The organism is Saccharothrix xinjiangensis, assembly GCF_039527585.1.
Classification (GTDB): Bacteria; Actinomycetota; Actinomycetes; order Mycobacteriales; family Pseudonocardiaceae; genus Actinosynnema; species Actinosynnema xinjiangensis.
Map to the genome: position 1 here is coordinate 192823 of NZ_BAAAKE010000009.1, position 14884 is coordinate 207706.

General features: G+C 71.5%; 8 protein-coding genes and 1 pseudogene. 6 read left to right on the top strand and 3 right to left on the bottom strand.

Annotation, left to right across the window (positions count from 1 at the left end):
* Positions 1 to 168: 168 nt before the first annotated feature.
* From ABD223_RS20815 to ABD223_RS20825, 3 genes are all read right to left on the bottom strand, one after another.
* Positions 169 to 609 (bottom strand): YchJ family protein, encoded by a 441-nt coding sequence (locus ABD223_RS20815; RefSeq protein ID WP_344037996.1) that lies wholly within the window; start codon positions 607 to 609, stop codon positions 169 to 171.
* On the bottom strand, positions 606 to 884 hold the full coding sequence (locus ABD223_RS20820; protein ID WP_344037997.1) for a hypothetical protein: 279 nt from the start codon (positions 882 to 884) through the stop codon (positions 606 to 608). The genes ABD223_RS20815 and ABD223_RS20820 overlap by 4 nt, the downstream gene beginning before the upstream one ends.
* Before the next feature lie 85 nt (positions 885 to 969).
* Positions 970 to 2445: a glycoside hydrolase family 6 protein gene (locus ABD223_RS20825; RefSeq protein WP_344037998.1), complete on the bottom strand. Its 1476-nt coding sequence runs from the start codon at positions 2443 to 2445 to the stop codon at positions 970 to 972.
* 412 nt (positions 2446 to 2857) lie between these two features.
* Here ABD223_RS20825 and ABD223_RS20830 point away from each other — a divergent pair.
* The 6 genes and pseudogenes from ABD223_RS20830 to ABD223_RS20855 all read left to right on the top strand — a co-directional run.
* A pseudogene (locus ABD223_RS20830) lies at positions 2858 to 4681 on the top strand (glycoside hydrolase family 3 protein); the annotation flags it as partial.
* Positions 4673 to 5068, top strand: coding sequence for a cellulose binding domain-containing protein (locus ABD223_RS20835; protein WP_344038112.1), 396 nt, complete (start codon positions 4673 to 4675; stop codon positions 5066 to 5068). The pseudogene ABD223_RS20830 and the gene ABD223_RS20835, both read left to right, overlap by 9 nt.
* Before the next feature lie 198 nt (positions 5069 to 5266).
* On the top strand, positions 5267 to 7942 hold the full coding sequence (locus ABD223_RS20840; RefSeq protein WP_344037999.1) for a glycoside hydrolase family 9 protein: 2676 nt from the start codon (positions 5267 to 5269) through the stop codon (positions 7940 to 7942).
* Positions 7943 to 8179: 237 nt separating this feature from the next.
* Complete coding sequence (locus tag ABD223_RS20845; RefSeq protein ID WP_344038000.1) at positions 8180 to 11029, top strand: glycoside hydrolase family 48 protein; 2850 nt, start codon at positions 8180 to 8182, stop codon at positions 11027 to 11029.
* Between the two features lie 265 nt (positions 11030 to 11294).
* Positions 11295 to 13820, top strand: a complete 2526-nt coding sequence (locus ABD223_RS20850) for a beta-glucosidase family protein (protein WP_344038002.1) — start codon at positions 11295 to 11297, stop codon at positions 13818 to 13820.
* A 1-nt stretch (position 13821) separates the two neighbouring features.
* The gene (locus ABD223_RS20855; RefSeq protein WP_344038003.1) at positions 13822 to 14820 is read left to right on the top strand and encodes a LacI family DNA-binding transcriptional regulator; all 999 of its coding nucleotides are present in this window, start codon (positions 13822 to 13824) and stop codon (positions 14818 to 14820) included.
* Positions 14821 to 14884 lie beyond the last annotated feature (64 nt).

Here is a 14884-nt window from a genome sequence, read left to right on the forward strand (position 1 = left end):
CGGGTCCTGGACGTACGACTCGCGATGCTTGAGTGGACGACTCGCGATGCTTGAGTGGAGGACACGCGCGGGAAAGGGGTTTCCTTGGCGCGTGTCGTCCGGTGGGGTGTCGCGAGTCGTACGTTCAGGTCGACCGTGTCGTACGTTCAGGACCCCCGAGTTCTCCGTTCAGGTGCGGCTGGTTCCGCGGTCGGGGGTGGTGGGGGACACGTAGAGCCAGGTGTTGTGCTCCTTGGTGAAGTGGCTGGTTTCGTGCAGGACGTCGCGTTCGCCGTGCAGGCGGTAGTGGGCGCGGAACTCCACTGTGCCCTCGGTGTGGAAGAGGGAGCCGTTGGTGCGGTTCAGGACTTCCAGGTGCGTCCAGCGCTGGTCCGGGTCCAGGTCCAGTGAGGTGGGGCGCGTGGTGGGGTGCCAGGTGGCCAGCAGGTAGTCCTCGTGGCCCAGGGCGAAGGCGCTGTAGCGGGAGCGCATCAGGGATTCGGCTGTCGGCGGCTTCTTGCGGCCCTCGTGGTACGGGGAGCAGCAGGTCGCGTAGGGCTCGCCTGTGCCGCAAGGGCATACGCCAAGGGGAGGGGGTGAGGCGGGGGAGGCGCCAGGGGGTGGGGTCATGTCGGGCGGTCGCAGGCGGTGTGGGCGGAGCGGGTGTAGCGCAGCCACGCGAGGGCGGTTTCGGCCTCCTGGTTGCCGGCGGCGGCGTCGGCGCGCAGGCCGGCATGCACCTGGTAGCGCAGTTCGGCCGGGGTGTTCGGGTGGGTGAGCAGGTTGGCGCGGATCGCCGGGTTCGGGTCGTCGGCCAGCCGGGCCAGCGACTCGGCGGGGGTGGCCGGGTCGGTGGACAGGGCTTCGCGCGCCGCTTCGCCACCCGGCAGCGTCGGTTCGGTCACCGCCCGAGCATAGAGAGGAGGCGGCTCCCCTCCCGTTGACTGCCAGTCGGGGAGGGGAGCCGCCTCGGGCGGGCCGGTCACGGCATCAGGCGCACACCACGCCGTTCAACGTGGGAGAGGTGAACGGTGGGGTGCTTCCGTTGAAGCTCGCGTTGTAACCGATGGTCGCGGTACCACCGGTCGCGAGCCTGCCGTTCCAGGACGTGTTGGTGACGCGCACGGTGTCGCCCGTGTCGGTCCACGTCCCGTTCCAGCCCTGGGAAACGGTCACACCGGGTGCGGAGAACGCCAGGGTCCAGGATTCGACCGGCGCTCCCCGGTTCTCGATGACGATCTCACCGGTGTAACCGTTCGACCACTGGCTCACCACTCGGTGCGTCACCCGGCAACCGTCCCCTGGAGGCCGGGTTGTCGTCGTCGTGGTGGTCGTGGTCGTGGAAGTCGAGGTGGTGGTGGAGGTCGAGGTGGTGGTGCTGGTGCTGGTCGTGGTGCTGGTGATCGGTCCCGCAGCCATGGCCATGTCGTAGGCCCGCTGCGGCACGAACTGGCCCGCGCCGGCGATGCAGCCGTCCGCCTCGCCGGGCAGCTTGATCCACAGGTAGGCCGCGACCTGGGGGTCGCCGGTCTCGGTGGTGCTCGGCGTGCCGATCGCGCGGCCGGCCGGGTCGCACCACTCGTCGCCGAGCGGGCCGTTGCCGTTGCGGCTGGTGTCGACCACGGCCTTGAGGCGCGAGTCGCCCAGCGCGTTGAGCACCGACTTGCCGAACGCGACCTCGTCGCGGGTGTAGCGGTAGTTCGACACGTTGAGCGAGATGCCGTCGGCGCTGTTGAAGACGTCCGCGCCGCGCAGCCGCTCGTTCGCCTCGGCCGTGGTCAGCCACGCCGAGTGGCCGATGTCGAAGTACACCTTCGCCTGCGACGAGCCCGCCTTGAGCTTCTTGCCCGCGTAGGCCATCGACGCCATCGTCTCGGCCTGCTGGGACTGGCTCTGGCAGTTGCTCATGATCGGCAGCACGTCGGGTTCCAGCACGATCGCCGCCGGGCGGCCCGCGAGGCCCGCCGCGACCTCGTCCACCCAGGCCCGGTACTCCTGGTGCGACCGCGCGCCGCCGCCGCTGGCGCCGCCGCAGTCCCGGTTCGGGATGTTGTAGACGACCATGATCGGGATCTTCCCGGCGGACGCCGCGGCGCCGACGAACGCGTCGACCTGGCCGCGCACCTGGGAGGTGTTGCTCGTGGTGTACCAGCGCGCCTGCGGCACGTTCGCGATCCGGTCGCGGATCACCGATGCCTTGGAGTCGTTGGGGTTCTGGGCCACCCACCTCGCCGCCGAGGTGTCCGGGACCACGTAGAACGCCGAGTCGGCCGCCTGGGCGGTGGTGCCACCGCCGAAGACCAGGGCCACCGCGCCGGCGACCAGCGCGCCGGACATCGCGCTCGCGGCGACCGACCGGGCTCGTCGACCCCGGGCGCTCGCGGCGACCGGCCGGGCTCGTCGGCCCCGGGTCGCGTCCTGCGGACGCCGGCCTCGGCCGGGGTCCTGGGCATTCGGTGAGTGCATCAGAAGGTCCTCGCAGCGTCGGTGCAACGGGGGCTGACTTCGACTGGGAGCGCTCCCAGGTGGCAGGACTGTAGCCACTGGGAAACGTTGAGGAAAAGGGGCTGTTCCCGAGGGGTCCGGTTCGGCCCTCCTCACGGTACGTAAGATTAGGCAGGAAAAAACGACGTCCGAGGTAACTTCTGGCGCGAATCACGACGGTTCAGTGACGTTTTGTGAATGATTCTTCGGCGAACTGGGCCGTTCGGGTGAACGAGATCCGCGTCACTGTTCACCCGGACAAATCGTCGGGGGTTCGGTGGAGTTGGGCTGTTCCGGCTAACGCGGCCTGGTCCGAAAAGTCCACCCCTGGTGCGGGAATGCGGACAATCCTACTGTGGGAACGCTCCCAGACCGTTCACACGGAGGACCCGCAATGACGCGCACTCCCTCCCGGCCCGTCGCGGTCGCCGCGACGACGGCCCTCCTGGCGGCCGCCGCGCTGGCCGCCACCGTGCTGGCGCCCCACCTCAGGCCGGTCGCCGCGGCGCAGGTCGCGCAGGCCGACCCCCGGGTCGAGCAGCTGCTCGCCCGGATGACCCTCGACGACAAGGTCGGCCAGATGACCCAGGTCGACCGCGCCGCCCTGGACCCGGTCTCCGACCTGGCCACCTACCGGATCGGCTCGGTCCTGTCCGGCGGCGGCTCCGCGCCGACCCCCAACACCGCCCAGAGCTGGGCCGACATGTACGACCAGTTCCAGCGCGTGGCCCTGTCCACGCCGCTGGGCATCCCGATGATCTACGGCGTGGACGCCGTGCACGGCCACAACAACGTGCGCGGCGCGACGATCTTCCCGCACAACATCGGCCTCGGCGCCACCCGCGACCCGGAGCTGGTCCGGCGCGTCGGCGCGGCCACCGCGGCCGAGGTCGCGGGCACCGGCGTGGACTGGAACTTCGCGCCCTGCCTGTGCGTGGCCCGCGACGACCGGTGGGGCCGCACCTACGAGTCGTTCGGCGAGGTGCCCGAGATCCCCACCGCGATGACCAGCTACGTCGACGGGCTCCAGGGCGCGACCCTCGGCGGCGACAACCGGTCCGTGCTGGCCACCGCCAAGCACTACATCGGCGACGGCGGCACCGCGGGCGGCGTCGACCAGGGCGACGCCCGGATCTCCGAGCAGGAGCTGCGGGACGTGCACCTGCCGCCGTTCCGGGCCGCGGTGGAGCGCGGCGTCGGCTCGGTGATGATCTCCTACAGCAGCTGGAACGGCGTCAAGGCGCACGGCCACCGCTACCTGATCACCGACCTGCTCAAGGGCGAACTGGGCTTCACCGGCTTCGTGGTCTCCGACTGGGCGGGCGTCGACCAGATCGACGGCGCGACCGGCTTCACCGGCGCGGAGATCACCGCCGCGGTCAACGCGGGCGTCGACATGGTCATGGTCCCGAACGACTACCGGCGGTTCACCGGCCTGCTCAAGGCCGAGGTCCAGGCCGGGCGCATCAGCCAGGCGCGCCTCGACGACGCCAACCGCCGCATCCTGACCAAGAAGTTCGAGCTGGGCCTGTTCGAGCGCCCGTTCACCGACCGCTCGCTGACCCCGGTGGTCGGCTCGGCCGCGCACCGCGACCTGGCCCGCGAGGCCGTCCGGAAGTCCCAGGTGCTGCTGCGCAACGACGGCGTGCTGCCGCTGACCAGGTCCGGCCGGTACTTCGTGGCGGGCAAGTCCGCCGACGACATCGGCTACCAGAGCGGCGGCTGGACGATCTCCTGGCAGGGCGGCAGCGGCAGCACCACGCCGGGCACCACCATCCTCCAGGGCCTGCGCGACGCGGGCGGCAACGTCACCTACGACCGCTACGGCAACGGTGTGAGCAGTTCCTACACCGCGGCGATCGCGGTGGTCGGCGAGACGCCTTACGCCGAGGGCCGGGGCGACCGGCCGAACGGCCTCGGCCTCGACCAGGAGGACCTGACCACGATCAACCGGCTGCGCTCGGCGGGCATCCCGGTCGTGGTCGTGCTGGTCTCCGGCCGCCCGATGGACGTCGCGGGCCAGGTCGGGAACTGGAACGCGCTGCTCGCCTCCTGGCTGCCGGGCACCGAGGGCCGCGGCGTGGCCGACGTGCTGCTCGGCGACCACAACCCGACCGGCAAGCTGCCGGTGACCTGGATGAACAGCTCCTCGCAGCAGCCGATCAACGCCGGCGACGGCAAGGCCGCCCTCTACCCGCTGGGCCACGGCCTGAGCTACGGCCCGACCACCACCAGCACCACGAGCACCGCCACGACCACGTCGACCACCACCACGACGACGACCACCACGACCACCACCACGCCCCCGCCGGGGGAGGGCTGCACCGCGACCACCCGCGTGGCGAGCTCCTGGCAGGGCGGTTTCCAGGCGGAGGTCACCGTGACCAACCGCGCCGCCACCCGGTCGGCCGGCTGGACGGTCTCCTGGAGCACCGGCGGCGCGATCACCAGCCTGTGGAACGGCAGGCTCGCGCAGTCCGGCTCGCAGGTGTCCGTGGACGACGTCGGGTGGAACGGCGCGCTCGCGCCGGGCTCCTCCGCCACGTTCGGCTACACCGCGAACGGCTCACCGTCGACCCCTGACTTGGGCTGCCGGCTGAAGTAACCCTCTGGGAGCGCTCCCCAACCCTGCGTCATCCGGCCCAGCGCCGGCCTGCTTTCGGCCTACGAGAAGAGAGCCGCTGAGCCCAACTTGTCAAGCCTTTGTGGTTCAACCCTCTTTTCACGGTGTTTCGATGCCGTTACAGTCCCGGACTGGGAGCGCTCCCAGAACCTCCACCGCCCTGCACCCCGGAGGAACCGCATGCGACGACGCATGTACAGAGCGCTGTCCGGCACCCTCGCGGTGCTGGTCGGCGCACTGTTGTCCACACCGCTCCAGGCACCGCCCGCGGCGGCCGCGCCGGCGTTCAACTACGGCGAGGCCCTCCAGAAGTCGATCTGGTTCTACGACGCCCAGCGGTCGGGCGACCTGCCCGCCGACAACCGGGTGTCCTGGCGCGGCGACTCGGCGCTCCAGGACGGCCGGGACGCGGGCCTGGACCTGTCCGGCGGCTTCTACGACGCCGGCGACCACGTGAAGTTCGGCTTCCCCTTCGCCGCCACCATGACCATGCTCGCGTGGGGAGCGGTGGAGAACCGGGACGCCTACGAGGGGTCCGGCCAGCTGCGGCACCTGCTGGCCAACCTCAAGTGGGGCACCGACTGGATCATCAAGGCGCACCCGTCGCCCAACGTGGTCTACGGCCAGGTCGGCGCGGGCGACGACGACCACAAGTGGTGGGGCGCCGCCGAGGTCATGAGGATGGGGCGCCCGTCGTACAAAGTGGACGCCTCCTGCCCCGGCTCGGACCTCGCGGGCGAGTACGCCGCGGCGATGGCCGCCTCCTCCCTGGTGTTCCGGCAGAGCGACCCGACCTACGCGGCCACCCTGCTGACCCACGCCCGGCAGCTCTACGCCTTCGCCGACACCTACCGCGGCAAGTACAGCTCCTGCATCACCGACGCGGCGAAGTTCTACAACTCCCACAGCGGCTACCAGGACGAGCTGGTGTGGGGCGCGGTCTGGCTGCACCGCGCCACCGGCGAGCAGTCCTACCTGGACAAGGCGAAGACCGAGTACCAGAAGCTGTCCACCGAGCCGCAGACCACGACCCGCTCCTACCGGTGGACCATCGCGTGGGACGACAAGTCCTACGGCGCCTACGCGCTGATGGCCAAGCTCACCGGCGAGCAGCAGTACGTCGACGACACCAACCGCTGGCTGGACTACTGGACCACCGGCTACAACGGCAACCGGGTGCGGTACTCCCCGGGCGGCCAGGCCCACCTCGACACCTGGGGCTCGCTGCGGTACGCGGCCAACACCGCGTTCGTCGCGCTGGTCCACGGCGACTGGCTGCGCGAGCGCGACCCGGCCCGAGCGGCCACCTACCACGACTTCGGCGTGCGGCAGGTCAACTACGCGCTGGGCGACAACCCGCGCAACGCCAGCTACGTCGTCGGCTTCGGCGCCAACCCGCCGCGCAACCCGCACCACCGCACCGCGCACGGCGCGTGGGCCGACACCATGCAGGAACCCGCGACCAGCAGGCACGTCCTGTACGGCGCGCTCGTCGGCGGCCCCGGCACCAACAACGACGCGTACAAGGACGACCGCACCGACTTCGTCGCCAACGAGGTCGCGATCGACTACAACGCCGGCTTCACCAGCGCGCTCGCCCGCCTCTACAAGGAGTACGGCGGCACGCCCCTGGCGAACTTCCCGGTCGCCGAGACCCCCGACGGCCCCGAGCTGACCGTCCAGGCGTCGGTCAACCAGAGCGCGGCCGGCTTCACCGAGGTCAAGGCGTTCGTCATCAACAAGAGCGCGTGGCCCGCCCGGACGTTCAACGGCTCCCTGCGCTACTACTTCACCCTCGACGGGACCACCACGCCCGAGCAGGTCACCGTCACCACGAACTACAACCAGTGCGGCACGCCCAGCGCGCCCCGGCAGCACAGCGGCCGCGTCTTCTACGTCGACGTCCCCTGCCCGGACGTGTACCCCGGCGGGCAGTCCGCCCACCGGCACGAGGTGCAGTTCCGCATCACCAGCGCGGGCACCTGGGACCCGGCGAACGACTGGTCCCACGAAGGACTGGGCCAGGGCAACACCGTCGCCCTCACCGACCGCCTGACGCTCGTCCAGGACGGCGCGGTGCAGTGGGGCAGGGAGCCCGGTCCGGCCGTCGAGGACCGCGAGGCCCCGTCCACCCCCACCGGGCTGCGGGTCTCGAACGTGGGCGCCACCGGCGCCACGCTGAGCTGGACGGCGTCCACCGACAACGTCGGGGTGGCCGGCTATGACGTGCTCCTGGCGGACGGCACGTCAGCAGGTTCTCCGGTCACCCCGACGTTCCAGCTCACCGGCCTCACGCCGGACGCGTCGCAGACCTTCGCCGTCCGGGCCAGGGACGCCGCCGGCAACACCTCCGCCGCGAGCGCCGTCATCACCTTCCGCACCGCGCGGGAGGACACCGGCGGCGGTGGCGGGACCCTCGCCGTGCAGCAGCGCGGCAGCGGCTCCGCGACCGCCAACCAGATCGGCGCCGCGCTCGCGCTGGTCAACCGGGGCGGCGCCGCGGTCGACCGCGCCGCGGTGACCCTGAGGTACTGGTTCACCGGCGACTCGTCGAACGCCGGCTACCAGGTGTTCTGCGACTGGGCCGCGATGGGCTGCGCCAACGTGCGCGCCACCGTGGTGAAGCTGCCGACCGCGCGGGCCGGGGCCGACGCCTACGTCCAGGTGTCCTTCACCGCGGGCTCCCTCGCGGCCGGCGCGAGCACCGGCGACATCCAGCTGCGGGTGGCCAAGTCCGACTGGTCCACCTTCGACCAGACCAACGACCACAGCTACCGGGTCAGTGCCGCGCTGACCGACTTCGACCGGGTCACCGCCCACGCGGGCGGCGTCCTCTCCTGGGGCACCGAGCCCTAGCCCAGTCTCGGCACGGGGCGTTCTGCGCGCCCAGGCGCCCCGTGCCGACTCCACCACCGAACACCACCGGACACACCGCCGCACCACCGCACCACCGGAAACACCGCCGCTCGAAAGCTCGCGGATCAATGGCTGATCCGTGCAGGAGGAGGACGCATGAGGTACCGAACCAGAGCGGGACGGTTGCGAACCGGACCGCTCGCGTTGATCGCCGCGGCGGCCACAGCCGCGGGAGTCATGCCGTTCGTGGCGCCGGTCGCGAACGCCGCCGTCGCGTGCACGGTCAACTACCAGGTGACCAACCAGTGGCCCGGTGGCTTCGGCGCCAGCGTGAACATCCGCAACCAGGGTGACGCCGTCAACAACTGGCGGCTCACGTGGACCTTCCCCGACGGCCAGCGCGTGCAGCAGGGCTGGAACGGCACGTTCAGCCAGAGCGGCAGCGTGGTCACCGTCACCGGGCCGAGCTGGTCGCCCAACCTGGGCGCCAACGCCCAGGTGTCGGTCGGCTTCAACGGCCAGTGGACCGGGGCCAACAACGCCCCGACCGACTTCGCGATCAACGGCACGCGGTGCACCGGCCCCAACACGGCGCCCAGCGTGACGCTGAACTCGCCGACGGCCGGCCAGACGTTCCAGGTCGGCCAGGCCATCCCGCTGGCGGCCACCGCGAGCGACAGCGACGGCACGATCGCCAAGGTCGACTTCCTGGCCGACGGCGTGGTCGTCGCGACCGACACCTCGTCGCCTTACTCCGGCTCCTGGAGCGGCGCGACCGTCGGCGAGCGCGCCATCACCGCGCGGGCCACCGACGACAAGGGCGGCGTGACCAACTCCAGCATCGCGGGCATCCGGGTGCTGGCCGGTCAGGCCATCCAGGTCAACCCGCCGTCGCTGAGCGTCCGGCAGGGCTCCACCGGCACCTTCGGCGTCTCGCTGGCCACCGCGCCGGCGGGCAACGTCACGGTGGCGGTCGCGCGCTCGGGCGGCAGCACCGACCTGACCGCGGGCCCGGCGTCGCTGACCTTCACGCCGGGCAACTGGGCGACCAAGCAGAACGTCACGGTCACCTCGGCGGACAACGGCGGCGAGCCCGGCACGGCGACGTTCACCGCCAGCTCCACCGGCATCACCCCGGCCACGGTCGAGGTGAAGGAGATCGACGGGTCCGCCTCGAACTTCGAGCAGGCCTTCCTCGACCAGTACGCCAAGATCCACGACCCGGCGAGCGGTTACTTCCGGACCTTCAGCGACGGCCTGAAGGTGCCGTACCACTCGATCGAGACGCTGATGGTCGAGGCGCCGGACCACGGTCACCAGACCACGTCCGAGGCGTTCAGCTACTACCTGTGGCTGGAGGCCAGCTACGCCCGGATCACCGAGGACTGGTCTTCGTTCAAGAAGGCCTGGGCGTCGATGGAGAAGTACATCATCCCGTCGACCGCCGACCAGCCGACGAACAACAAGTACGACCCGTCCAAGCCGGCGACCTACGCGCCGGAGCACCCGCGGATGGACCAGTACCCGTCGCAGCTGGACGCCAACGTCCCGGTGGGTCGTGACCCGATCGCGGCCGAGCTGAAGTCGGCCTACGGCAGCGACGACATCTACGGCATGCACTGGCTGATCGACGTCGACAACACCTACGGCTTCGGCCGGTGCGGCGACGAGTCGGACGCGGCGCCCGCGTACATCAACACCTACCAGCGCGGCTCGTCCGAGTCGGTGTGGGAGACCATCCCGCAGCCGTCCTGCGACACCTTCGCGCACGGTGGCCCCAACGGCTTCCTCGACCTGTTCACCAAGGACGCCCAGTACGCCAAGCAGTGGAAGTACACCAACGCCCCGGACGCCGACGCGCGCGCGGTGCAGGTGGCGCTGCTGGCCCAGGAGTGGGCGACCGAGCAGGGCAAGGCCTCCGAGATCAAGCCGGAGGTCGACAAGGCCGCCAAGATGGGCGACTACCTGCGGTACGCGATGTTCGACAAGTACTTCAAGAAGGTCGGCAACTGCAACAGCACCTCCTGCCCGGGCGGCACCGGCAAGGACAGCGCGCACTACCTGATGTCCTGGTACTACGCGTGGGGCGGCGCGACGGACACGTCGGCCGGCTGGGCGTGGCGCATCGGTGACGGCGCGTCGCACCAGGGCTACCAGAACCCGCTGGCGGCGTACGCGCTGTCGCAGGTCCCGGCCCTGAAGCCGAAGTCGGCCACCGGCCAGCAGGACTGGGCCACGTCGATGACCCGCCAGCTGGAGCTGCTCCAGTGGCTCCAGGCCGCCGACGGCGGCATCGCCGGCGGTGTCACGAACAGCTGGGAGGGCCAGTACGCGGCCCCGCCGGCGGGCACGCCGACGTTCTACGGCATGTACTACGACGCCCACCCCGTGTGGCGCGACCCGCCGTCGAACCGCTGGTTCGGCTTCCAGGCGTGGCAGATGGAGCGCACCGCCGCGCTGTACGAGATGACCGGCAACGCCGCGGCCAAGAAGATCCTCGACAAGTGGGTCCCCTGGGCCATCGCGAACACCACGGTCGGCACCGGCGGGAACTTCCAGATCCCGTCCGACCTGGAGTGGACCGGCGCCCCGGACACCTGGAACGCCTCCAACCCCGGTGCCAACGCGAACCTGCGGGTCCGGGTGCTCAACCACAGCCAGGACGTCGGCATCGCCGCGTCCTACGCGAAGACCCTGCTGAACTACGCGGCCGAGTCGGGCAACGCCCAGGCCCGGACCGTGGGCGAGGGTCTGCTCAACGCGCTGCTGGAGCACCAGGACGACAAGGGCATCGCGGTGCCGGAGACGCGCGCGGACTACAACCGCTTCGACGACGTGTACAACACGTCGAACCGCGAGGGTCCGTACGTGCCGTCGGGCTGGACGGGCACCATGCCCAACGGCGACCAGATCAAGCAGGGCGTCTCGTTCGTCGACATCCGGTCGATGTTCAAGCAGGACGCCGACTGGCCCAAGGTCCAGGCCTACCTGGACGGCGGCCCCGCGCCGACCTTCACCTACCACCGGTTCTGGGCGCAGGCTGAGATCGCCACGGCGTTCCAGCTGCACGTGGAGCTGTTCGGGTAGTTAATCCCGAAGGTCGCCGACACCCCCTTCACGACGAGGTGAAGGGGGTGTTCGGCGTTTCCTTTCATGTCGAACGCGTTCGATTCGAACCCGTCGAACGAAACATTCGCGAAACTTCGGTGTTGACGCGGGTCAGAGACCTGTGCCACATTTTTGGGCATCCCCGTTCGATCTCACGACCTGGGAAGTTCAGGGACGTGAATCGAAACGATTCGATTCAGAGAGCTGGGTATTCGAGGAATTCGACCAGCACGAGAGGTGTGCCGTGGGCCTGCCGTTCCGCGATCCGGCGCTGTCGCTCGAAGCCAGGGTTTCCGACCTGTTGGGGCGGTTGACCGACGAGGAGAAGGTGGCGATGCTGCACCAGCGGCAGCCCGCCGTGCCGCGCCTGGACCTCGCCGAGTTCCGCACGGGCACCGAGGCGCTGCACGGCGTGGCGTGGCTGGGGCCGGCGACGGTGTTCCCGCAGGCGGTCGGGCTGGGCGCGTCGTGGGACGTGGAGCTGGTGCGGCGGGTCGGCGAGGCGACCGGCGTGGAGGCGCGCGGCTTCCACCGGCGCGACCCGGTGGCGCACGGCCTGAACGTGTGGGCCCCGGTGGTGAACCCGTTGCGCGACCCGAGGTGGGGCCGCAACGAGGAGGGGTACGCCGAGGACCCGGTGCTGACCGCGGCGATGGGCACGGCGTACGCGTCCGGCCTGCGCGGCGACCACCCGCGGTACCTGCGCACCGCGCCGACGTTGAAGCACTTCCTGGGCTACAACAACGAGGACGACCGCTGCGTCACCTCGTCGGACCTGCGGCCGCGGGTGTTGCACGAGTACGAGCTGCCGTGCTTCCGCGGGCCGATCGAGGCGGGTGCGGCGGTGGCCGTCATGCCGTCGTACAACCTCGTCAACGGGCGGCCCGCGCACCTGAGCCCGTTGATCGAGGGCGAGCTGCGCGGGTGGGCCCCGGTCGGGGTGGCGGTCGTCAGCGACGCCTACGCGCCGTCGAACGTGGCCGGCGTGCAGGGCTACCTGCCCGACCAGGTCGAGGGGCACGCGGCGTTGCTGCGGGCCGGTGTGGACAGCTTCACCGACCAGGACGCGGACCCGGCGCTGGTCATCGAGAGCGTCACGAAGGCCCTCGCGGAGGGCCTGCTCGACCGGTCGGCCGTGGACCGGGCGGTGGGCAACGTGCTGGCGCTGCGGTTCCGGCTGGGCGAGTTCGACCCGCCGGGGGACAACCCGTACGCGTCGATCGGCCCGGAGGTGGTCGGCACCCACGGCGAGCTGGCGCTGGAGGCGGCGCGGCGGGCGGTGGTGCTGCTGCGCAACGACTCCTTCCTGCCGCTGGAGCGGGGCGCGGAGCTGGCGGTGATCGGCACGCACGCGGACGCGCTGTTCGAGGACTGGTACAGCGGCACCCTGCCCTACCGGGTGACCGTCCGGAGGGGACTGGAGCGGTTCGCCTCCGTCACCCACCACGAGGGCGTCGACCGGATCGCGCTGCGCGCGCCGGACGGCCGGTACCTGGGCGTGCGCGGCGGCGTGGTCGGCCTGGGCGGGCGGGAGCTGTTCGACCGCTTCGACTGGGGCGACGGGGTGTGGGCGCTGCGCGACGTGGCGTCCCGGCGCTACCTGGGGGTGGCCGAGGACGGTTCGCTGGTCGCGACGGCGACCACGCCGGGCGGGTGGGACGTGCGCGAGCTGTTCGAACCCCGCCCCGAGGGCGACGACGTGGTGCTGCGCAACAAGGTCCAGGGCACGGACACCGGGCCGTTCGCGGTCGAGCTGGTGGCCGACGGCGCGGCCGGGGCGGCGGCGCTGGCGGCGCGGGCCGACACCGTCGTGCTGGTGCTGGGCAACGACCCGCACGTCAACGGCCGCGAGACCCAGGACCGCACCACGCTGCGCCTGCCGTCGCTCGACCTGGTCCGGGCGGTGCGGGAGGCCAACCCGAGGACCGCGCTGGTGCTGGTGAGCAGCTACCCGTACGCGCTGGGCGGCGAGGAGGAGCGGCTGCCGGCGATCGTGTGGACCGCGCACGGCGGGCAGGAGCAGGGCCGCGCGGTCGCGGAGGCGCTGTTCGGGGAGTTCTCCCCGTCCGGGCGGCTGCCCCAGACCTGGTACCGGTCCGACGACGACCTGCCCGACATCCTCGACTACGACATCATCCGCGCGGGCGGCACGTACCTGTACTTCGACGGCGAGCCGCTGTTCCCGTTCGGCCACGGCCTGTCCTACACGACCTTCGAGTACTCGGAGCTGGGCCACGCCGACGGCGTGGCGACGGTGTCGGTGACCAACACCGGCGCGGTGGCGGGCGCCGAGGTCGTGCAGCTGTACTCGGCCGCGACGGGTACGCGGGTGCGGCAGCCGCTGCGCCGGCTCCAGTCGTTCCGCCGGGTGTTCCTGGAGCCGGGGGAGACCGCGACCGTCGAGCTGCCGGTGGAGCACCTGTGGCACTGGGACGTCGTCTCCGGGCGGCGCGTGGTGGAGGCCGGTCGGTACGAGCTGCTGGCCGGCTCCTCGTCGCGGGAGGTCCGGGCCCGGCTGGTGGTGGACGTGCCGGGCGAGCGGATCGGGCCGCGCTCGGGCGTGCTGCCCGCGGTGGACTTCGACGACTGCGACGGCGTGCGGCTGGTGGACGACGAGGTGGTGTTCACCCGGGAGGGCGCGTGGATCGCCTTCCACGACGTCGTCCCCGGCGACCGGGCCGCGCCGCCGGGGCTCCGGGTCTCGTTCGACGGCGCGTCGTTGCTGCTCACCGCGCAGGCGGCGGGCGTTCGGGTGCGGGAGGTGCGTTGACGTGGTCACCATCGCCGATGTCGCGCGGCACGCGGGTGTCGCGCCCAGCACGGTGTCGTACGCGCTGACGGGACGGCGCTCGATCTCCTCGGCCACCAAGGCCAGGGTCGAGGCGAGCGTCCGGGCGCTGGGCTACCACCCGCACGCGGGCGCCCGGTCGCTGGCCAGCAACCGCGCCAACGTGCTGGCGCTGGTGCTGCCGGTGCGCGAGGGCATGAACATGCCGGTGATGATGCAGTTCGTGGTCGCGGTGGCCAACGCGGCCCGCCGGCACGAGCACGACGTGCTGCTGGTGACCGCCGACCAGGGCGCGGCGGGCCTGCGCCGGGTCGCGGGCAGCGCCCAGGTCGACGGGCTGCTGGTGATGGACGTGGAGATGCACGACGAGCGCGTGCCGGTGCTGCGGGAGCTGGACCGGCCCTCGGTGCTCATCGGCTTCCCGGCCGACGCGGCGGGCCTGACCTGCGTGGACCTGGACTTCGCCGAGGCGGGCGCGCGGTGCGTCGACCACCTGGCCGACCTGGGTCACTCCTACGTGGCGCTGGTGGGCGCGCCGCGCGCGGTCTACCAGCGCGACACCGGGTTCGCCCACCGCACCATGGCCGGGTTCAGCGCGGCGGCCATGCGCCGGGGCGTCGCCTCGACGACCCTGCCCACCGAGCCGGACCACGAGTCGGTGCGGCAGGCCATCAGGGGCCTGCTCGACCGGCACTCGGCGGTGACGGGCCTGGTCGTGCACAACGAGGCCGCGTTGCCGTCGGTGGTGGAGGTGCTGCGCGAGCTGGGCCGCAAGGTGCCCGAGGACGTGGCCGTGGTCGCGATCTGCCCGGACGACCTGGCCGGGCGGATGAACCCGCCGCTGACCTCGGTGGCGGTGCCCGCCGAGCAGCTGGGCCACCACGCGGTGGCGCTGCTGATGGCCAAGCTCGACCGCGCGCCCACGCCGCCGCTGACGCTGCTCCCGCCCCGGTTGACCGAGCGGGCGAGCACCACGCGCTGATCCCGCGGGCGAGGCCCGCTCATGGGTGGTGGCGCGATTTCGAAGCGCTTCGATGTCAGGGAGG